The following is a 19558-nucleotide window of genomic DNA, read 5'->3' as shown; positions in this document are numbered from 1 at the left end:
GCCCCGGTCCCCGCCCGTGTATCTGCGACATCTCCAGGTCACCGACTTCCGGTCCTGGCCGCAGGCCGACCTCGCCCTCGAACCGGGGCCGGTTGTGCTCGTCGGCCAGAACGGCCGGGGGAAGACGAACCTGCTCGAGGCGATCGGCTACGTCGCGACCCTCGGCTCGCACCGGGTCGCGACGGACGCGCCGCTCATCCGGCACGGCTGTGAACGCGCGCTCGTCCGGGTGGCCGTGGTCAACGAAGACCGCGAGCTGACGGTCGAACTCGAGATCACGGCGGGCCGGGCCAACCGCGCGCGCGTCAACCGCGGTGCGGTCGGCAGGCCGCGTGACGTGCTCGGGATCCTGCGCACGGTGCTGTTCTCCCCGGAGGACCTGGCGCTCGTGCGCGGCGACCCGAGCGAGCGGCGGCGGTTCATGGACGAGCTGCTGGTGCTGCGCGCGCCGCGGTACGCCGGTGTCCGCGCGGACTACGAGAAGGTGCTGAAGCAGCGCAACGCCCTGCTCAAGACCGCCGGCAAGCGCCGGACCGGTCGCGAGGACCCGTACGCGCTGTCGACGCTCGACGTCTGGGACGACCACCTCTCGGTGGCCGGCGCGGCGCTGCTCGCGGCGCGGCTGAACCTGATCGCCGACCTCGGGCCGTACGCGGCCGAGGCCTACATGGGCGTCGCGCCGGACTCTCGGCCCGCGAAGATCGCGTACAAGTCTTCGCTCGGCGAAGCGCTGCCGCCCTCGTACGGTGTCGCCGGCGGCGAGCGGGCCGACGCGGAGGTGCTGCGGGAGCTGCTGCTCAAGGCGCTGGCCGACGTGCGCAAGAACGAGCTGGAACGCGGGATCAGCCTGGTCGGGCCGCACCGCGACGAGCTGGACCTGATCCTCGGCGACCTGCCGGCGAAGGGCTACGCGAGTCACGGCGAGTCCTGGTCGTTCGCACTGGCGCTGCGGCTCGGAAGCTACGAACTCCTGCGTGGCGAAGCCGGCGAACCGGTGCTTCTGCTGGATGATGTGTTCGCGGAGTTGGACCGCAAGCGGCGGGCCCGGCTCGCGGAGGTCGCGGCGGGCGCCGAACAGGTGCTCATCACGGCGGCGGTCGACGAGGACGTGCCCACCGAACTGGCCGGATGCCGGTTCGTTGTGGCTGATGGCGAGGTCACCCGTGCCTGAAGAACCGTCGGCAAGATCAAACTGGCGACGCGGAGTGACCGCGGCCACAGCAGTTACCCACCGATCTGGGGACAAACCTGTGGACAGTGTGGATAAACCCGTGAACGGGTTATCGCCGCGCGTGACCAACCGGCCGGATGGGGGCCTTGACACCCCCCACGCGGTCAGTCACCCACGTGGGGAGGTGCCGTCTGCCACTCAGCGTGACAACGGTGCTGGGCCGAACGGGCGGGGGCCGGCGACCGGGCCATCGGGGACGGGGGAACAGCCCACCGACCCGGCGGCCGGAGCCGCTGCGTGGCCGCGTTCGATCGGCCGGGCCCGCGGTGGTCCGGCCCAGGGCGGTCGAGCGCAGAGTGGCCAATCCGAGCGCGGCCAGAAGTGGGGCGGCCGGTCGTCCGGGACGCGGTCACGGGCGAGCGGCCAGTCCTCCAGCCAGCCGTCGGACGGCCGGACGGGCTACGGCCGAGCCGCCGCCGGCCAGTCCGCTGCCGATCAACGCCGGCCCACCGACCAGCCCGCCGCCGACGGACCGCCCACCGGCCCGACTTCCGGACGGGACCTGGCGCACGCCGCGCTCGAGGCGGCCAAAGCGAAAGCCAAGGAACGGGGCGCCCCGCCGAACCTGCGCCGTGGGCGGATCACCGGCGGCGGCGGCCAGAACCCGCGCCGGCGCCGATGGTCGGGCTCCGGCGCGGACGCGCGCGACCCGCAGCCGCTCGGCCGGCTCGTCTCCCGGCTGATCTCCGACAGCGGCTGGCAGGACACCATGACGAACGCGCGCGTGTTCGGCCAGTGGGCGCGGCTCGTCGGCGAGGACGTCGCCGAACACGCCGAGCCGGTGGCGCTCAAGGACGGCGAGCTGACCGTGCGCGCGAGTTCCACGGCGTGGGCCACGCAGCTGCGTTTGCTCCAGGGGAAGCTGCTGGCGAAGATCGCCGCGGGCGTCGGGCACGGCGTCGTCAAGCGCATGCGGATCCAGGGCCCGACCGCCCCGAGCTGGCGGAAAGGGCCCCGTCACGTGCCCGGGCGCGGGCCTCGTGACACGTACGGCTGACCCGGGTTGCGAGTCGGCGGGTGAGTTCCCCGAGAACCGCGTCAAGCCGGTCCGGATACGAGATGACTCGCCTTCGGGCAATTTCGCGCCTCTGTGACGCACTGAGGGGTGTCCTTGCCGCATGTCAGCGTACGCGGGCAAGTACACTGGACGGGTAGCGAGCGTCCGCTCGGGCGAGACGAGGAGAAACAACGCCGGTGACCGAGAACAAGAGCGAGTACAACGCGTCGTCCATCACCGTGCTCGAAGGCCTCGAAGCGGTCCGCAAACGTCCTGGCATGTACATCGGTTCCACCGGTGAACGCGGTCTCCACCACCTGGTCCAGGAGGTGGTGGACAACTCCGTGGACGAGGCGATGGCGGGGCACGCCACCAGGGTCGAGGTTACCCTCCTGGCCGACGGCGGGGTGCGGGTCGTCGACGACGGCCGCGGCATCCCGGTGGACATGCACCCCAAGGAGAAGAAGCCGACCCTCGAGGTCGTGCTCACCATCCTGCACGCGGGCGGCAAGTTCGACAGCGATTCCTACGCCGTGTCCGGTGGCCTGCACGGCGTCGGCGTCTCGGTGGTGAACGCGCTGTCGACGAGGCTGCTCGCGGAGATCAAGGTCGGCGGCCGCAGCTGGCGCCAGCTCTACACCGACCAGATCGCCGGCGAGCTGGAGGACCTCGGCCCCGCCGAGGACACCGGCACCACGATCACCTTCTGGGCCGACTCGGGCATCTTCGAGACGACCACGTACAACTTCGAGACGATCTCGCGCCGGCTGCAGGAGATGGCGTTCCTGAACAAGGGCCTCACCCTGTCGCTGCGCGACGAGCGCGTCGCCGACGAGGAGACCGAACAGGACGCCCAGGGCAAGCAGGCCCGCGTCAAGGAGAAGGTCTACTGCTACCCCGGCGGGCTCGAGGACTTCGTCCGGCACATCAACGCCAGCAAGGACCCGATCCACGAGAGCGTGATCTCCTTCGACGCCAAGGGCCCCGGCCTCGAGGTCGAGGTCGCGATGCAGTGGAACAACGGGTTCACACCGTCGGTGTACACGTTCGCCAACACGATCAACACGATCGAGGGCGGCACCCACGAGGAGGGCTTCCGCGCGGCGCTCACGCGCGTGGTCAACTCGTACGCGCGCGAGAAGAAGCTGCTCAAGGAGAAGGACGCGAACCTCACCGGTGACGACGTCCGCGAGGGCCTCGCCGCGATCGTCTCCATCAAGCTGTCCGAGCCGCAGTTCGAGGGCCAGACCAAGACGAAGCTGGGCAACAGCGAGGCCAAGACCTTCGTGCAGCAGCAGTCGAACGAGTGGCTCGCCGACTGGTTCGAGCGCAACCCGTCCGAGGCCAAGACGATCATCACCAAGTCGATCTCCTCGGCGCAGGCGCGGATGGCCGCGCGCAAGGCCCGTGACCTGGTCCGCCGCAAGGGCGCGCTGGAGATCGGCGGCCTGCCCGGCAAGCTGAAGGACTGCCGCTCCACCAACCCGGGCGAGTGCGAGCTCTACATCGTGGAGGGCGACTCGGCCGGCGGCTCCGCCAAAGAGGGGCGCGACTCGATGTACCAGGCGATCCTGCCGATCCGCGGCAAGATCATCAACGTCGAGAAGGCCCGCATCGACCGCGTCCTCAAGAACACCGAGGTCCAGTCGCTGATCACCGCGCTCGGCACCGGCATCCACGACGACTTCGACCTGGAGAAGCTGCGGTACCACAAGATCGTGCTGATGGCGGACGCCGACGTCGACGGCCAGCACATCACCACGCTGCTGCTCACCCTGCTGTTCCGCTTCATGACCCCGCTGATCGAGCACGGCCACGTCTTCCTCTCGCGGCCGCCGCTGTACAAGATCAAGTGGCCGCGGCAGGACCCGGAGTACGCCTACTCCGACAAGGAGCGCGACGCCGTCATCCAGGCCGGGGTCGAGGCCGGCCGCCGGCTGCCCAAGGACGACGCGATCCAGCGGTACAAGGGTCTCGGCGAGATGAACGCCGAGGAGCTGTGGGAGACCACGATGGACCCGGCCAACCGCCTGCTGGGCCAGGTCACCCTCGATGACGCCGCACAGGCCGACGAGCTGTTCTCCGTGCTGATGGGCGAGGACGTCGAGGCCCGCCGCTCGTTCATCACCCGCAACGCCAAGGACGTCCGCTTCCTGGACGTGTAGCCGTCCGCCTGACCTGCCACCCCAGGACTTTCCACCGAGAAGGAACCCATGACGGAAACCTTGCCGCCGGCGCCGGACCACGACCGGATCGAGCCGGTCGACATCCAGCACGAGATGCAGCGGTCCTACATCGACTACGCGATGAGCGTGATCGTGTCGCGGGCCCTGCCGGACGTGCGAGACGGCCTCAAGCCGGTGCACCGCCGGGTGCTCTACTCGATGTTCGACTCCGGCTTCCGCCCGGACCGCGGGTACAACAAGTGCTCGCGCGTGGTCGGCGACGTCATGGGCAACTACCACCCGCACGGCGACTCGGCGATCTACGACGCGCTGGTGCGCCTGGCCCAGCCGTGGTCGATGCGCTACCCGCTGATCGACGGGCAGGGCAACTTCGGTTCGCCGGGCAACGACCCCGCCGCCGCCATGCGGTACACGGAGTCGCGCCTCGCGCCGCTGGCGATGCAGATGCTGGCGGACATCGAAGAGGACACCGTCGACTTCTCCGACAACTACGACGGCCGCACGCAGGAGCCCGACGTGCTGCCGGCGCGGTTCCCGAACCTGCTGGTCAACGGCGGTTCCGGGATCGCGGTCGGGATGGCGACCAACATCCCGCCGCACAACCTGCGCGAGGTCGCGTCCGGTGTCGTGTGGGCGCTGGAGAACTACGAGTCGTCCGACGACGAGCTGCTGGCCGCGCTGCTCGTGCGCGTCAAGGGCCCGGACTTCCCGACCAAGGCGATGATCCTGGGCACCTCGGGCATCGAGGACGCCTACCGCACCGGCCGCGGCTCGGTGCGCATGCGTGCCGTGGTCGAGGTCGAGGAGGACGCGAAGGGCCGCACCACGCTCGTAGTGTCCGAGCTGCCGTACCAGGTGAACCCGGACAACCTGGTCGAGAACATCGCGCACCTGGTGCGCGACGGCAAGCTCACGGGCATCGCCGACATCGCGGACGAGTCCAACAGCCGGTCCGGCATGCGGATCGTGGTCACGCTCAAGCGCGACGCGGTGGCGAAGGTGGTGCTGAACAACCTGTTCAAGCACACCCAGCTGCAGCAGAACTTCGGCGTGAACATGCTGGCGCTGGTCGACGGCGTGCCGCGCACGCTGCGGCTGGACCAGATGATCCGGCACTACGTGAAGCACCAGGTCGAGGTCATCGTCCGGCGGACCCGCTTCCGCCTGCGCAAGGCCGAGGAGCGGGCCCACATCCTGCGCGGCCTGGTCAAGGCACTGGACCTGCTCGACGAGGTGATCGCCCTGATCCGGCGCTCGCCTTCGGCCGACGAGGCCCGGCCGGCCCTGATGGAGCTGCTGGACGTCGACGAGATCCAGGCCACCGCGATCCTCGACATGCAGCTGCGCCGCCTGGCCGCCCTCGAGCGCCAGCGCATCATCGACCAGCTGGCCGAGATCGAGCTGGAGATCGCGGACCTCAAGGACATCCTGGAGAAGCCGGAGCGCCAGCGTTCGATCATCCGCGACGAGCTGATGGAGATCGTCGACAAGTACGGCGACGACCGGCGCACGAAGATCATCCCGTTCGACGGCGAGGTCTCGGTCGAGGACCTGATCGCGGTCGAGGACGTGGTGGTCACCATCACCCGCACCGGCTACGCCAAGCGCACCAAGACCGACCTCTACCGCTCGCAGAAGCGCGGCGGCAAGGGCGTGCAGGGCGCCACGCTGAAGCAGGACGACATCGTCCAGCACTTCTTCGTCTGCTCCACGCACGACTGGATCCTGTTCTTCACGAACAAGGGCCGCGTCTACCGCACCAAGGCCTACGACCTGCCCGAGGCGAACCGGAACGCGCGCGGCCAGCACGTGGCCAACCTCATGGCGTTCCAGCCGGACGAGCAGATCGCCCAGGTCATCGAGATCCCGAACTACGAGGTGGCGCCGTACCTGGTGCTCGCCACGAAGCGCGGCCTAGTGAAGAAGACCAAGCTCACCGACTTCGACTCCAACCGCGCCGGCGGTCTCATCGCCGTCAACCTGCGCGAGGGCGACGAGCTGATGGGCGCGGTGCTGGCGGCGGCGGAGGACGACCTGCTGCTGGTTTCGGCCGAGGGCCAGTCGATTCGCTTCCACGCCACCGACGAGGCGCTGCGGCCGATGGGCCGGGCGACGTCCGGCGTGCTCGGCATGCGCTTCAACGACGGTGACGAACTGCTCGGCATCAGCGTCGTCAAGCCGGACAAGTTCCTGCTCGTCGCGACCGACGGCGGGTACGCCAAGCGCACGCCGATCGAGGACTACCCGGTGCAGGGCCGCGGCGGCAAGGGTGTGCTCACCATTCAGCACGACCGCAAACGTGGCAGGCTAGTGGGGGCACTCATCGTCGACTTCGACGACGAGCTGTTCGCCATCACATCGAGCGGCGGCGTCATCCGCACGCCGGCGCGCGACGTGCGGAAGGCCGGTCGGCAGACCAAGGGGGTGCGCCTGATGAATCTGGGCGACGGAACCACTCTTCTCGCGGTCGCACGCAACGCCGACGAGGGTTCGGACGTCGCCAGTGATGGCGAGGAATCCGCGGACGTGGAAACCCCCGACGTCATCGACGGCGAGGTGGCCACCGCGCCCGAGGAGACCGAGGCAGAAGACGGCACGGCGCCGGAGCAGTGAGCGGCGCCCCACGCACGGGTAAGGACTGACTCTTCGTGACACCATCCGAGAAGGCCGACGGCGCGTCGGCAACCCCTCCGTGGCAGCGGACCGCCAAGGACGGCGGCGGTGACTCCGAGGCGACGGTCTCGACCGGAATCGCCACCGAGGGTGTGGTCTACTCGGATCATGAGCAGGACGGACCGCGCGTGAGCGAGAGCGACTACCCCGTGGTGACCGGCACGGCGGCCCCCCGCCTGTTCGGCGGCGCTTCGGGTCCGGTGCAGCCCGAGCCGGCGGAGGACATCCCGTCGGCCGGGCGCACCCGCCCCACCCCCAGCGCCCTGCGTCGCCCGGGCCGCGGCCCGCGGCGCGCGAGCCTGCAGATCAAGCGCTTCGACCCGTGGTCGGTGCTGAAGCTGGCGCTCGTGCTGGGCGTCGCGATGTTCTTCGTGTGGCTGGTCGCCGTCGGCGTCCTCTACACGGTCCTCGACGGCATGGGCGTGTGGGACAAACTGAACGGCACGTACTCGTCCCTGGTCGGCGGCGAAGGCGCGAACGCGTCGTCGCAACCGCTGATCAGCGCGGGCCGCGTGTTCGGCATCGCCGCGATCCTGGGAGCGATCAACATCGTGCTGGTGTCCGCGTTGGCCACCGTGAGCGCCTTCATCTACAACGTGTCGGCGGACCTCGCGGGCGGCCTCGAGGTCACCCTGTCCGAGCGGGAGTAACCCGGTTACGTACCACGCAACCGGGTCGGGTAGAGTTCTTCTCGTTCGACGGGCCCATAGCTCAGGTGGTTAGAGCGCTTCGCTGATAACGAAGAGGTCCCAGGTTCAAGTCCTGGTGGGCCCACCCGATCGACCCGGTCATGTTTGCTGAGAAGCGCAAACGTGACCGGGTTTCTTCGTTTCCGGGGCCGAGCACCATGGCCCGGGTATGGGTCAGCCCTGCCGGGAAGAGAAGTGCCGGCAGGGCTGGGTGTGTGGCGGTCGGCTCGCGACCACCTGGTTCAACGGTGGGGCGGGGGTCGGTATTCCGGGTCGGGGGTGACGTGGGTCGCCCGTGTTCCACGTGGAACCAGGGGGCTGGGAACCGGCGGGCTGGGCGCTCGGCGGGTGCAGTAGCATCGTGGGGTAACTCGGCAAGTCGAAGAAGGGGGCTTCAGGTGAAGAAGCTGTTGGCACTCGCGGTCGTCGCGGGCGGCGTTCTGTTCGTCGTCAAGCGCAACAAGGCGGCCAAGGCCGAGGCTGACCTGTGGCGTGAAGCCACGGCTCCCACGGGCCCGGTCTCGGCGAACGGCACCACGCCGGCCAAGGCCACGGACGCCTCGCACAACTGACCTTCGGACGGGCGGCGGTTCTCGCCGCCCGTACCCGGGGCTGTAGCTCAATTGGTAGAGCACCGCCTTTGCAAGGCGGGGGTCAGGGGTTCGATTCCCCTCAGCTCCACACGCTCGTGAGTGAGGAATGTCCGCAGAAAGCGCGGACCTTCCTCGCTCGTAGTGTTTTCTGGGGGTGCAACCCCCAGGCCCCGCCCGGAGGGCTTCGCCCCCGGACCCCCAGCGGTGGTCACCTTGTTCGAGTAAGGACCCGCAAGGTCCACACTTCTGAGGGTGTTTCCAGGCTCGGGATGACCGAACTGTTCAAGACACCCGACCCGCCGCCGTGTCACCGTGAACAACGTGACTGTGAACCTGAACGCCGCCGCCTCCTTCCTCGCCACGCACGCCCGGGTGCTCGACCGGCGGCGGTTCGAACTGCTTACCGGGGAGACGGAGCCGCAGGCGGTGCTCGCGGCCGTCGAGGGGTATCGGAACGTCGATGGCGGGTACGGCTGGGGGCTCGAGCCTGACCTGCGCGCGCCGGAGAGCCAGCCGGGTGGGGCGTTGCACGCGTTCGAGGTCTTCGAGCAGGTCGCGCCGACGGCCACGCCGCTGGCGGCCGAGCTGTGCGACTGGCTGGAGTCCGTTTCGCTGCCGGGCGGTGGGCTGCCGTTCGCGTTCCCCGTGGCCGACCCCGCCGGGTGCGCTCCCTTCTGGCTGCAGTCGGCGCCGACGTTTTCCTTGCAGAGCACGGCTTTTGTCGCCGGCACGGCGCTGCGGGTCGCCGCGCACGATCAGGCCGTCGCGAAGCACCCGTGGCTGACCGCGGCGACCGAGACCTGCCTCGAAGCCATTCGGCGGGTCGACAGCGCGCCGCACGCCATCGAGCTTTCGTTCGCGATCCGTTTCCTCGACGCGGCGCACGCCACCCGCCCGGAGGCGGACGAACTGCTGGACCACCTCGGGAAGTTCCTGCCCGACAACGGAATCCTCCACGTCGCGGGCGGGGCGGACGACGAGTTCATGCGCCCGCTCGACTTCGCCCCGGCGCCCGGGCCGGCGCGGAAGCTCTTCGACAACCAGGCCGTCGAAACCGAGCTCGACGCCCTCGAAGCACGCCAGCAGGACGACGGCGGCTGGCCCGTCGTGTTCGCCAGCTACTCGCCCGCGGCCACGCTCGAATGGCGCGGTTACGCCACCGTTGCCGCGATTTCCGTGCTCAAGGCCAATTCCCGGCTCGACCCGGCGGCGCCGTGCTGAGGCCCCTGCCGCCGGACGGTCACGTGCACACCGAGTGGTCCTGGGACACCGTCACCGGCTCGATGGTCCGCTCGTGCGAGCGGGCGCTGGAACTCGGCTTGCCGTCGCTGGCTTTCACCGAGCACGCCGACCTCACGCCGTGGCTGATCCCCGAGCCGATCCGGCCGCACCTGCCCGAGCACTTCCGCGTGCGGCTGCGGCCCGACGGGGTGCTGGAGCCGCCGGACCTCGACGTCGACGGGTACCTGGCGGCGGTGCAGGAGTGCCGCGAACGGTTCCCCGACCTGCGCATCCTGTCCGGTGTCGAGCTGAGCGAGCCGCATTGGCACCGCGACCGTGCCGACGCGCTCCTGGCGGCGCACGACTTCGAGCGGGTGCTCGGTTCCGTGCATTCACTGCCGGACGGCGAGCACCACCACGAGCTGAGCGTCATCTCCCACCGTCCGCCTGCCGACGTGATGCGCGCGTACCTCGCCGAGGTGCTCGACCTCGTCGAGTCCACAGCGGACTTCGCCGTGCTGGCGCACATCGACTACGGCTTGCGGTCGTGGCCTGCCGAGCAGCCGCCGTTCGAGGCGGGGGACTTCGAGGAGGAGTTCCGCACGGTGCTGCGTGCCCTCGCCGACAGCGGGCGGGTGCTGGAAGTCAACACAAAAGTCCCGCTGCCAAGGGAAATCGTGCGCTGGTGGTTCGAAATCGGCGGCGGGGCCGTGGCGTTCGGCAGTGACGCGCACGAGCCGGGGCTGGTGGGCCACGGCTTCGCGGACGCGGCCGCCCTCGTCGAGTCGTGCGGCTTCCATCCGGGACGCACGCCGCACGACTTCTGGAGCCGGCGCGGCTGAAGCGTCACGGCCAGAGTCGTTCGCGCGTCCAGCCTTCGTCCTCGCGCAGGTAGCGGAGACGGAGGTGGCGGCGGTCGTGGCTCGCCTGCCAGAACTCGACGACCGTGGGCACGAGGAGGTAGCGCGTCCACGTTTCCGGTGCGGTGTCGGGGTTTTCCTCGACCCAACGCTCAGCCGCGGTGGCCGCCTCGGTGAGCTTCTCCGGGTCGGTGAGGACTTCCGACTGGTGGCCGATGAAAGCCTCGACGCGTGAGGCGGGCGGGCGCGCGAGGAAGTCTTCGTCGGAGACTTCGCGCGTGGCCGGGGTGACGGTGCCGCGCACGCGAACTTGACGGCCTCGCCCCGGCCAGAAGAACGTCAACGCGGCGCGGGGGTTTTCCTTGAGCTGCAGTCCCTTCGGGCTTTCCGAGCTGGTCGCGACGGCCCAGCCGCCCGGGCCGACGTCCTTGAGGATCACCACCCGCGCGTCGGGGGCGCCCTCTTCATCCACTGTGGACAGTGTGACGGCGTGCGGGGCCAGCACGTGCTCGCCGGCCTCGGTGAGCCAGGTCAGGAAGAGGTCTTCCGGGGAGTCCGGTGCCGTGTCGGGGTCGAAGCCGGGGAGTTCGGCCGGGAAGGACGGCCAGCCGCGCAGCGAAACCATGTCACCGACCGTACGGCGGATGGCCCGGCGGCGGGTAGTGCGGCGGCTGCGGCCCGGGCGGCCCGGCCGCGGGCGGCGGCGCGGTCTGCGGCTGCTCACCGGGCGGGATCTGCCGGCCGGGGAAACCGCCGGGACCGGGCTGGGGGCCGCTGGGTTGCCCGGGCGGAACCTGCTGCTGCGGGTAACCGGGACCGGATTGCGCGGGCGGTACCTGCTGCTGCCCCGGGTAACCGGGACCGGGCTGTGCGGGCGGTACTTGCTGCTGCGCCGGGTAACCGGACGGACCCTGCTGCCCCGGATAACCGGGCTGCCCGGGCGGAACTTGCTGCTGCCCCGGGTAACCCGCCGCCCCACCAGCCATTCCAGGCTGCTGCGGATACCCGCCGGCCGGCTGGCTCGCCTGCCATTGCAGCTGCTGGTAGGCCTCCACCGGCTCCGGGAAGCAGAACTGCAGCTTCGCGTTCACCGCGCCTTGGACGGCGGCGCCCCACAGTTTGCCGCCGATCCAGGCGTAGCGCGGGCCGGTGGGGTCGATCGCGACCATGCGGGTCTCGCCGCCGAACTGGTTGGTCGTCTTGGCCGCGGCGAGTTGGGCGGCGTCCGGGTACACGCGGCCGACGAGGCCGGCGATGACCACCGAGGCGGCCGTCCAGCCGACGGTGCCCTGCACGTTCGCGCGGGCGTGCTGGGTGGCCAGCCCGGTGAACTGGGACAGCGTCTGCGCGGTGATGTCCGGGTACGCGGCGGCCACCACGCAGTAGTTCATCGTGGACAGCATGATCGATTCGGTGAAGAGCCCGACCACGGCCGTCGTCGGGCCGATCTGGACGCTGCTGAGCCAGCCGCCGCTGCGCTGGACGCGCTCGGCCACCACCTGCAGGTACTGCTCCGGCGTGAGCAACTCTCCCGACCTCCTGGAAATGGCGTGACCGCCCGGATATCGTCGCACGCCCGACCAGGACGCCCCGGTCAGCTTCGGCCTTCACTCCCGTATGAGGCGGACATGATTGACTGTGCCCGCCATGCGACGAATCCTCGTTCTCGCGCCCGCCCTGGTGCTCCTCGCCGGCTGCGGAGCGTCGACCCAGATTTCGGGCACGCCCGCGCCCGCCCCCACCTCGGCGACCGGCTCGGCGTCGGCGGGCCTGCCGCCCGACCCGCAGCCCGCGAAGACGGCCGACTGCCCGTACCTGAACAGCCTGGCGGTGGAGGACGCGAACGGCCAGCACGTGTCGAAGGTGCGGGTGTCGGACGACAAGCCCCACCCCGCCTGCTTCTTCTACCGGCCCGACGGGCATCTGCAGCTGACCGTGCAGGTGTACGTCGGCAAGGCGGACGTCGCGACGGCGCTGGTCAACAAGGTCGCGCCGATCGACACGTCCAACCCGGCTTCGGACCCCGCGGGGTGGAAGGGCGGCTACCAGCCCTCCGGTGACGGGGTGGTGTACGCCGTCTCGAAAGGTGACGCCGCCGTCATCGTGACGAGTAACCAGAAGCAGAGCATCAAGGCACGCAAAGTGGCGAAAAATGCTATCGCTGCCCTGAAGCTCTGAGTAATGCCTCCACACGGGTGAGTGAAGTTGATCTTGTATTACCCTGTGCGTCACGCGCAGGCCTGGAGCACTCGCGCGGGCGGGTGCCCGTCCGGCACCACATGCACTTCGCCATTCGACGACAAGGACAAGATTCGTGGCTGACACCCTCAAGGAAATCCTGCTCGACTCCAGCCGTCGCCCGACGGTCGTGACCGACCTCGAAGGCCTCGTGGACGCCGAGGTGTCCGACAAGGGCGGGGTCTCCGGCGCCGTGGTGAAGACCGGCTTCGCCGCGGTCAAGAAGATCAAGCCGGGCATCATCCCGTCCGCGGTCGACACGCTGCTGGACGACTTCGCCGGTGCGCTCGAGCCCTTCTACGGCGACTTCAAGGCCAAGGGCGGCAACGACTTCGGTGCCTACCTGACCAGCCGCTCGGACGAGGCCTCCGACGCGCTGCTGACCGTCACGGACAGCCGTGCGGACCGCAGCAGCCGTGACAGCATCAAGAAGGTCTACTCGAAGCTGCGCCCGAACGGCAAGAAGAACGTCGAGGAGGCGCTGCCCCGCCTCGGCCAGCTGATCGACAAGCACGCCGCCGCGGTCTGATCGACCTGAGCGAACGCAAGAGGGCCCCGGGAGCGATCCCGGGGCCCTCTTCGCGGGCGGGTCAGTTCTTCTTCTCGGCCGGCGTGCTCGGCGCCTTGCCGTTCGCCGTCGGGGACGGCTTGGCTTCGGCGGCGGGCTTGGCCGGGGGTGCCGGCGGCGTCGCCTTCGGCGGGGCCGGGGCGACCGGCGGCTCCTGCTGACGCGACTTCAGCACCACCGCCGTGCCGACGGCGACCGCGCCGAGGCCCAGCAGCCACGGCCAGCGACGACGCTTGCGGGTGCCCTTGGCCGCGGACTTCGCCTCGACCAGCGCGGCCCGGAAGTCCTTCTTCGCGCTCTTGAAGTCCTTCTTGCCGCGGCGCTTCGACTCGCCGGCGGACTTGGCCGCCTTGATGGCCGCCTTCTTCGCCTTGCGACCGGGCTTCTTCAGCTCGGCGACGCGGGCCAGCGCCTCCTTGCGTGCCGCGGCCGAGCTCTTCTTGAGCTCCTTGCGGGTCAGCTCGGTCTTCTTCGCCAGCTTCTTGCGCGCCCGGCGGCTCTGCTTCGCGAACTCCTCGGCGCCGGCTTCCGCAGCCTTGGCGGCTGCCTCCGCCCCCGCCCTGCCCGCTTCGGTGGCTCGCTTGCGCAGGCCGAGCGTGCCGGACTCCACGGAATCTGCGGCCCGGGTCATGGCCTTCACCTCATCAATCGTTGTGGTACTGCTCTGTTGCCTGCAACCTATCGTGCCCTTTTTCCCGGCGTACCGCTGTGCCTTCCCCGTTCGGGAATCGCCGAAACCTCGGAAATGGGCCTCTTCCTGCAGTCGGACGGGTCACATCCGCCGGGCGAAGCCCCCTGAACCCCCCAAATGTGCGAAGGGATGGCACGATGGCCGCGTGACTGAAAGCGCCCGTAAGGCCACCCTGCACACCAATCAGGGTGACATCCACGTGAACCTGTTCCCCGACCACGCGCCGAAGACGGTCGCGAACTTCGTGGGGCTGGCCGACGGCTCCAAGGAGTACACGCAGCCGAACGCGCAGGGGACGAACTCCGGCCCCTTCTACGACGGCTCGATCTTCCACCGGGTCATCGACGGCTTCATGCTCCAGGGCGGTGACCCGACCGGCACCGGCCGCGGCGGCCCCGGCTACAAGTTCGGCGACGAGTTCCACCCGGAGCTGCAGTTCAACAAGCCGTACCTGCTGGCGATGGCGAACGCCGGGCCCGGCACCAACGGCTCGCAGTTCTTCATCACCGTCGCGCCGACGACGCACCTGAACTTCAAGCACACGATCTTCGGCGAGGTGGCGGACCAGGAGTCCCGCACCGTCGTCGACGCGATCGGGCGTGCGGCGACCGGCCCGGCGGACCGTCCGCTGTCCGACATCGTCATCGAGAAGGTCACCGTCGAGGCCTGAGGCCGGTCCGGAGGGATTTCGGTAGGTTGGTGGCATCGTGAACCAACCGCCGAATCCCTCCGCCTACCCCCAGGCCCCGCAGCCCGGTTGCTGGTGGCACCCGAACCGCCCGACCGGTCTGAGCTGCGCGCGCTGCGGACGTCCGGCCTGCCCGGATTGCCTGCGCGAAGCCGCCGTCGGCTTCCAGTGCACCGACTGCGTGCACACCGGCACGCGGCAGCAGCGCCAGCAGCACCGCTCGTACCAGGACTCCGGCATGGGCGCCCGCACCATCGCCGGCGCGCGGCCGTCGAACTCCGTGGTGGTCACCACCACGCTGCTCGCGGTGAACGTGCTGATCTTCCTGATCACCGTGGTCCAGGCCAAGAGCCTGTTCGACAACGGTAATTCCCAGCTGTCCCTGCTCGGCCAGCTTCAGGCGTATCCCACCCTCGGCGGCGGCGAGTGGTGGCGGATCTTCACCTCTGGCTTCTTCCACTACGGGCCCATCCATATCGCGGCGAACATGTTCTCGCTGTGGATGATGGGCCGCGCCCTGGAGCAGGTGTTCGGCAAGGCGCGCTACACCGCGCTGTACTTCATCTCGATGCTCGGCGCGTCCACGGCGGTGCTGCTGTTCGACGCGCCCGGCAGGGCCTCGGCGGGCGCGTCGGGTGCGCTGTTCGGGCTGCTGGGCGCCTACGCGGTCATTGTGCTGAAGCTCAAGCTGAACCCGTCCAGCTTGTTGATCAACCTGGCGATCAACGCCTACATCACGTTCTCGATCCCGAACATCTCGATCCTCGCGCACGTGGGCGGCCTGGTCACGGGTGCGCTGGTCGCCGTCGCGTTCTTGTACGCGCCGGAGCGCGACCGCGTGCGCTGGCAGGCGATCGGGGCAGCGATCCTGGTGGTCGCGCTCGTTGGCCTGGTGATCTACCGAGGCACGCAGATTCCGCCCGTTGACTGCATGTTCCAGCAGGTCCAGGGGATCGGGTCGGACTACAGCTGTTTCTTCACCGGCGCAGGGCGCTGAGGACGTCCATCACGTCACGGGGGTCCTCGCCGAGGTCGAGGCGACCGAAGACGTAGAGCTGGTCGCCGTGCTCCAGTTCCAGCGTCACGCCGTCGCGGCCCATCCGGCGGGTGGTGCGCAATTGGGTCGTGGTGCCGGCCCAGGGCAGCCGGTGGGTGCCGCCGAGTGTGCGGGCCACCAGGCCCTCGGCGTCGACGGCCAGGCGCGGCCGCACGAGGCTCCAGTGGACGGCGAACCCGCCGACGGCCAGCATCGCAACGCCCAGCAGCACCGCGCCCTTGCCGTCGCCGAAGACCAGGTCGGTCACCGCGCCCACCAGCAGGAGTGCGGCGACGGACCAGGCCAGTACCACAAGCGACCGGCGCGGTGCCCACGAGGTGGGGTAGTTATCCACAGAGGTTATCCACAGTGGGGATGACTCACACCGTTGTAATTCGGTGTCAAGCCGCCGTCCGGAGTAATGGTCAGCGCCACCGCATCGTCATCAGCAGGCCGACGATCATCGCGGCGAAGCCGATCGCGAAGTTCCAGTTGCCCAGGTCGTTGAGAAACGGAATCTTGGGACCGGCGATGTAGTTCACGATGAGCCAGAGCAGCCCGATCACCATGAGGCCGAACATGACGATCTTGTAGAACAGGTTCGACGGGCCCGCAGCCTTGACCTTCACCGGCGTACGGCGATCGGCAGGCGGGGTGTACGCGGTCTTCTTGCGGACCTTGGACTTCGGCATCGTGTTCCTCGCGTGCTGTTCGGGCTCTCCTGGTGGCGGTGCCTGATCCGCGGGGTTCCCCGCTGTCGGGTTGCGCAACCAGCGCCACGTGGACACGTTAACGTAAACGACGGCTCCAGAGCACTGGGCGGGAGCGGTCGGATTTCCGGACTGTGACAATAGCGCCACCTAGCGTTCCTCACGGGGTGCGACGCCGGGCGCGAGAGGAGCTTGCGTGGGAACGCAGGATTGGCCGGGCGAAGACCGCCCTCGGCGCTCCGGGCCAGGGCCGGAAGGCCAGGGACGACGCCGGGCGCCCGGCCCCGACGGAGCCGGCAGACCCCGCAGACAGCCCCCCGGTGAACCACCGCCGAGAACCCCGCCGTCCGGCTCGCCGCAGCCGAGGGCCCAGCGGCCCGGCGCGCCGGGGGAGCCCCCGCGCCGACAGCCTGATCCGCGGAGATCACCCGATCAGCCCAGGGGCGGACGGTCCGACGGCCCGAATCGCGCGCGGCCGGCCGATGACCCGAACCGGACCCGGTCGATGGACAGCCCGAACCGGGCAGGGTCCGCCGACGACCCGGGCCGGGGCGGACGGCCTGGCGATCCGCGGGCGCGGCGTGCCGAAGACCCGAACCAGGCGCGGTCCGACGAGCCGAGCCGGGCGCGGCCGACCGAGCAGCTGCGGCGCCCCGGCACCGGCCCGGACCCGCGCCGCCGCCCGTCGCGGCCTGGCCTGGCGAACCAGGAGACCGAGGTCTTCGAGGCGGTCAAGGACGGCGGCAGCACGGCAGTGAAGGAGAAGCCGGAGCCCACGCCGCTCGGCAAGGGCGGTCTCGCGATCCGGACCGCCGGCGAGGTGCTGATCACCCTCGGCGTGATCGTCCTGTTGTTCATGGTTTACGAGGTCTACGTCACCGACCTGTTCTCGGCCGAAAAGCAGTCGGTCGCCAGCGATCAGCTGCAGGGCGACTGGGCGAAGGACCGCACGCTGCACCCCGAGCTGGTGGACGGCAAGGCGTTCGCCCGGATCCATATCCCCAGCTTCGGCGCGGACTTCAACTTCACCATCCAGGAGGGCACCGGCGAGGATTCGCTCGCCGTCGGCCCCGGCCACTACAAGGGCACGGCGCTGCCCGGCGAGCCCGGCAACTTCGGCATCGCGGGCCACCGCGTCGGCAAGGGCGCGCCGTTCAACGACCTGGACAACCTGAGCTCGTGCGACCAGATCGTGATCGAGACGGCGACCGACTTCTTCATCTACAAGGTGCTGCCCTACGACGACGAGATGAACGGCTGGACCAGCGGCAAGGGCGCGCAGCCCGCGTGCAAGGGCGTCCCGACGCTGCGAGACCCGAGCATCGCGGGCGGCGGCGCGTACGACCAGACGTTCGGCCGCAAGGTGGTGCTGCCCAGCCAGGGCGACGCCGTGAACCCGGTGCCGTACAAGCCGTCCGACGTGCTGCCCAAGGCGCAGGAGGCCTCGCTGCTCACGCTCACCACCTGTCACCCGCAGTTCTCGGCGAAGCAGCGGCTGATCATCACCTCCGTGCTCACCCAGCAGGTGCCGAAGTCGCAGGTCCCGGACTACACGAAGCTGCTCTCACAGATCGGCGGTGCCTCCTGATGTACGGCTGGATCTGGCGGCACCTGCCCGGCCCGTTCGCGGCGAAGCTGACGCTCGCCGTGGTGCTGGTGCTGGGCGTGGTCGCGCTGCTGATGTTCGTGATCTTCCCGTGGATCGATCCGCTGCTGTGGTTCAACGACGTCGCGGTCAACAACTGAGGTTCGGCGTCTTCCTCGTCTCCGGGCGGTTTCCGGGGCAGGAGGACGCCGACGTGCTGCGCCGGACCGTCCGCGCCGCGGAGGCCGCCGAGGCGGCGGGGTTCGACGACGTGTGGCTCGCGGAGCACCACTTCATGCCGTACGGCGTCTGCCCGTCGGCGGTCACGCTCGCCGGGCACGTGCTGGGCCGGACCTCGCGCGTCGACGTCGGCACGGCGGTGAGCGTGCTGTCCACCGCGCATCCGGTGGCGCTGGCGGAGCAGTGGTCGATGCTCGACGCCGTGTCCGGCGGGCGGCTGCGGGTCGGCGTCGGGCGCGGTGGGCCGTGGCAGGACCTGGAGGTGTTCGGCACCGGGCTGGCGCGGTACGAGACCGGTTTCGCCGAGTCGCTGGACCTGCTGCTGTCGGCGATGGCCGGCGGTGACGTGCGCGCGGACGGCGAGCACTTCGCGTTCCGTGCCGTCCCGTTCGTGCCACGGCCGGAGCGTCGGCCGCGGCTGGTCGTCGCCTGCGGCGGACCGGGGTCCGAAGCCGTGCGGCTGGCAGCCGAACGCGGGCTGCCGATGCTGCTGGGCCTGCACGCGGACGACGCGGAGAAGGCCGCCACGGTCGAGGCCTACGGCGCGCCCGCGGAGCACGTTTCGACGGTGCTGTGCCAGGTCGGCGAGGACGCGGCCGACGTGATGCGGCGCGCGCTGCCCGGCTGGCTGGCGGACGGCCTCGGCGCGCACGTGACGGTGGACGGCAGGCCCGGCCCGTCACGCGACCCCGGCGAGTACACCGAGCGGCTGTGCGCGATCCACCCCGTCGGCGACGCGGGTCATTGCGTGGCGACGCTGGAAACGAGCCTCCGGCGCACCGGCGTCGCCCACGTCGTGATGTTCGTGGAAGCGTCCGGCACGCCGGAGGGCACGTGCGAAAACATCGCGCGGATCGGCGCCGAGGTGCTGCCCGCGCTACGGCGTCAGGCCCGTCAGCAGTCCCGCAGTTCCGGGCTCTGATTCAGCAGCTGGCCGCGGGGCGAGACGAACGCGCGGTAGCGGTCGCCGTCCAGCTCGGTCGAGCGGAACACGGCCACCCGGTGGCAGTTCTGGAAGGCCAGCTTCACGCCGAAGTGCCGCTCCAGGCCGCCGCGGATGGCGTCGGAGGCCAACGCCCGCAGCAGCTGCCCGCGGGCGGTCTCGTCCGGTGGCGGCGTCTCGTTGTCGGCGAACCCGTCCGCGGCGCCGTCGGCCTCGGCGATCACGCCGGTGATCACCTCCCACGCGTAGGGCAGGGACTCCCGCACGCAGGCCACGAACTCCGCGTCGGAGACCTCCCCGCGCTCGGCCTTTTCCAGCAGCGCGGGCGATACGTCCAGAGACAAGAGAACCTCCATGGTCAGTGGGTCCTTTCCTGGCTACCGCCGGGGCGTCCGCGCCACAAGAGAAA

The 19558-nt window shown here is 69.9% G+C and carries 21 protein-coding genes and 2 tRNA genes; 17 read left to right on the top strand and 6 right to left on the bottom strand.

Annotation, left to right across the window (positions count from 1 at the left end; all coding sequences use genetic code 11):
• Positions 1–16: 16 nt before the first annotated feature.
• The 10 genes from recF (at position 17) to BMY97_RS32485 (ending at position 10432) form a co-directional block, all read left to right on the top strand.
• The gene (gene recF / locus BMY97_RS32530) at positions 17–1171 is read left to right on the top strand and encodes a DNA replication/repair protein RecF (RefSeq protein ID WP_091624458.1); all 1155 of its coding nucleotides are present in this window, start codon (positions 17–19) and stop codon (positions 1169–1171) included.
• A gap of 562 nt (positions 1172–1733) precedes the next feature.
• Positions 1734–2228: a DciA family protein gene (locus BMY97_RS32525; RefSeq protein ID WP_091624858.1), complete on the top strand. Its 495-nt coding sequence runs from the start codon at positions 1734–1736 to the stop codon at positions 2226–2228.
• A gap of 197 nt (positions 2229–2425) precedes the next feature.
• Positions 2426–4393: a DNA topoisomerase (ATP-hydrolyzing) subunit B gene (gyrB, locus tag BMY97_RS32520; protein ID WP_091624456.1), complete on the top strand. Its 1968-nt coding sequence runs from the start codon at positions 2426–2428 to the stop codon at positions 4391–4393.
• Between the two features lie 48 nt (positions 4394–4441).
• Positions 4442–7027, top strand: a complete 2586-nt coding sequence (gene gyrA / locus BMY97_RS32515) for a DNA gyrase subunit A (RefSeq protein WP_091624453.1) — start codon at positions 4442–4444, stop codon at positions 7025–7027.
• 35 nt (positions 7028–7062) lie between these two features.
• On the top strand, positions 7063–7737 hold the full coding sequence (locus BMY97_RS32510; RefSeq protein ID WP_091624450.1) for a DUF3566 domain-containing protein: 675 nt from the start codon (positions 7063–7065) through the stop codon (positions 7735–7737).
• A gap of 50 nt (positions 7738–7787) precedes the next feature.
• Positions 7788–7861, top strand: a tRNA-Ile gene (locus BMY97_RS32505).
• A 313-nt stretch (positions 7862–8174) separates the two neighbouring features.
• Complete coding sequence (locus tag BMY97_RS32500) at positions 8175–8348, top strand: DLW-39 family protein (RefSeq protein WP_091624447.1); 174 nt, start codon at positions 8175–8177, stop codon at positions 8346–8348.
• Positions 8349–8384: 36 nt separating this feature from the next.
• Positions 8385–8457, top strand: a tRNA-Ala gene (locus tag BMY97_RS32495).
• A 233-nt stretch (positions 8458–8690) separates the two neighbouring features.
• Positions 8691–9590 (top strand): hypothetical protein, encoded by a 900-nt coding sequence (locus BMY97_RS32490; protein WP_091624856.1) that lies wholly within the window; start codon positions 8691–8693, stop codon positions 9588–9590.
• On the top strand, positions 9584–10432 hold the full coding sequence (locus BMY97_RS32485; protein ID WP_245787612.1) for a PHP domain-containing protein: 849 nt from the start codon (positions 9584–9586) through the stop codon (positions 10430–10432). The genes BMY97_RS32490 and BMY97_RS32485 overlap by 7 nt, the downstream gene beginning before the upstream one ends.
• A 4-nt stretch (positions 10433–10436) precedes the next feature.
• On the opposite strand, the gene BMY97_RS32480 is transcribed toward BMY97_RS32485, so the two are convergent.
• Entirely contained in the window at positions 10437–11075 is a 639-nt protein-coding gene (locus BMY97_RS32480) for a pyridoxine/pyridoxamine 5'-phosphate oxidase (RefSeq protein WP_091624442.1), read from the bottom strand.
• Position 11076: 1 nt separating this feature from the next.
• The gene (locus tag BMY97_RS32475; RefSeq protein ID WP_091624439.1) at positions 11077–11976 is read right to left on the bottom strand and encodes a hypothetical protein; all 900 of its coding nucleotides are present in this window, start codon (positions 11974–11976) and stop codon (positions 11077–11079) included.
• A 121-nt stretch (positions 11977–12097) separates the two neighbouring features.
• On the opposite strand from BMY97_RS32475, the gene BMY97_RS32470 reads away from it, so the two are divergent.
• Both BMY97_RS32470 and BMY97_RS32465 read left to right on the top strand, forming a co-directional pair.
• Positions 12098–12628, top strand: coding sequence for a DUF2020 domain-containing protein (locus tag BMY97_RS32470; protein ID WP_177231646.1), 531 nt, complete (start codon positions 12098–12100; stop codon positions 12626–12628).
• Positions 12629–12764: 136 nt separating this feature from the next.
• On the top strand, positions 12765–13217 hold the full coding sequence (locus tag BMY97_RS32465; protein WP_091624437.1) for a DUF6918 family protein: 453 nt from the start codon (positions 12765–12767) through the stop codon (positions 13215–13217).
• 61 nt (positions 13218–13278) lie between these two features.
• Here BMY97_RS32465 and BMY97_RS32460 read toward each other — a convergent pair whose 3' ends face one another.
• Positions 13279–13887 (bottom strand): hypothetical protein, encoded by a 609-nt coding sequence (locus BMY97_RS32460; RefSeq protein WP_091624849.1) that lies wholly within the window; start codon positions 13885–13887, stop codon positions 13279–13281.
• 205 nt (positions 13888–14092) lie between these two features.
• On the opposite strand from BMY97_RS32460, the gene BMY97_RS32455 reads away from it, so the two are divergent.
• Together BMY97_RS32455 and BMY97_RS32450 are read left to right on the top strand one after the other, a co-directional pair.
• Entirely contained in the window at positions 14093–14617 is a 525-nt protein-coding gene (locus BMY97_RS32455) for a peptidylprolyl isomerase (RefSeq protein WP_091624434.1), read from the top strand.
• A gap of 37 nt (positions 14618–14654) precedes the next feature.
• A complete protein-coding gene (locus tag BMY97_RS32450) occupies positions 14655–15632 on the top strand; it encodes a rhomboid family intramembrane serine protease (RefSeq protein WP_091624431.1) in 978 nt (325 codons plus the stop codon).
• Here the strand turns inward: BMY97_RS32450 and BMY97_RS32445 are convergent.
• Positions 15613–16026, bottom strand: coding sequence for a PH domain-containing protein (locus BMY97_RS32445; RefSeq protein ID WP_245787611.1), 414 nt, complete (start codon positions 16024–16026; stop codon positions 15613–15615). The genes BMY97_RS32450 and BMY97_RS32445 overlap by 20 nt on opposite strands.
• Positions 16027–16096: 70 nt before the next feature.
• The gene (crgA, locus tag BMY97_RS32440) at positions 16097–16363 is read right to left on the bottom strand and encodes a cell division protein CrgA (protein ID WP_091624426.1); all 267 of its coding nucleotides are present in this window, start codon (positions 16361–16363) and stop codon (positions 16097–16099) included.
• 523 nt (positions 16364–16886) lie between these two features.
• Here crgA and BMY97_RS32435 point away from each other — a divergent pair.
• From BMY97_RS32435 to BMY97_RS32425, 3 genes are read left to right on the top strand one after another with little or no spacing between them, the layout of a single operon-like run.
• Complete coding sequence (locus BMY97_RS32435; RefSeq protein WP_425425356.1) at positions 16887–17969, top strand: class E sortase; 1083 nt, start codon at positions 16887–16889, stop codon at positions 17967–17969.
• Positions 17969–18127, top strand: a complete 159-nt coding sequence (locus BMY97_RS32430) for a hypothetical protein (protein WP_091624423.1) — start codon at positions 17969–17971, stop codon at positions 18125–18127. Before BMY97_RS32435 ends, BMY97_RS32430 begins: the two co-directional genes overlap by 1 nt.
• Positions 18079–19128, top strand: coding sequence for an LLM class flavin-dependent oxidoreductase (locus tag BMY97_RS32425; protein WP_483860487.1), 1050 nt, complete (start codon positions 18079–18081; stop codon positions 19126–19128). Before BMY97_RS32430 ends, BMY97_RS32425 begins: the two co-directional genes overlap by 49 nt.
• Here the strand turns inward: BMY97_RS32425 and BMY97_RS32420 are convergent.
• Complete coding sequence (locus BMY97_RS32420; protein ID WP_091624844.1) at positions 19101–19493, bottom strand: SCO5389 family protein; 393 nt, start codon at positions 19491–19493, stop codon at positions 19101–19103. The two genes, BMY97_RS32425 and BMY97_RS32420, sit on opposite strands and share 28 nt — an antisense overlap.
• Between the last annotated feature and the right edge of the window lie 65 nt (positions 19494–19558).

The organism is Amycolatopsis saalfeldensis (genome assembly GCF_900110575.1).
In the GTDB taxonomy this organism is placed as follows: Bacteria; Actinomycetota; Actinomycetes; order Mycobacteriales; family Pseudonocardiaceae; genus Amycolatopsis; species Amycolatopsis saalfeldensis.
Note: the sequence above shows the minus strand (reverse complement) of the source record. Positions and strands in the feature narration are given on the sequence as shown.

Bases quoted from the DNA above. Each gene is read 5' to 3' on its own strand.
- crgA (WP_091624426.1), bottom strand. From the start codon at position 16,363: ATGCCGAAGTCCAAGGTCCGCAAGAAGACCGCGTACACCCCGCCTGCC.
- BMY97_RS32480 (WP_091624442.1), bottom strand. From the start codon at position 11,075: ATGGTTTCGCTGCGCGGCTGGCCGTCCTTCCCGGCCGAACTCCCCGGC.
- BMY97_RS32430 (WP_091624423.1), top strand. From the start codon at position 17,969: ATGTACGGCTGGATCTGGCGGCACCTGCCCGGCCCGTTCGCGGCGAAG.
- BMY97_RS32435 (WP_425425356.1), top strand. From the start codon at position 16,887: ATGGACAGCCCGAACCGGGCAGGGTCCGCCGACGACCCGGGCCGGGGC.
- BMY97_RS32460 (WP_091624849.1), bottom strand. From the start codon at position 13,887: ATGACCCGGGCCGCAGATTCCGTGGAGTCCGGCACGCTCGGCCTGCGC.
- gyrA (WP_091624453.1), top strand. From the start codon at position 4,442: ATGACGGAAACCTTGCCGCCGGCGCCGGACCACGACCGGATCGAGCCG.
- BMY97_RS32470 (WP_177231646.1), top strand. From the start codon at position 12,098: ATGCGACGAATCCTCGTTCTCGCGCCCGCCCTGGTGCTCCTCGCCGGC.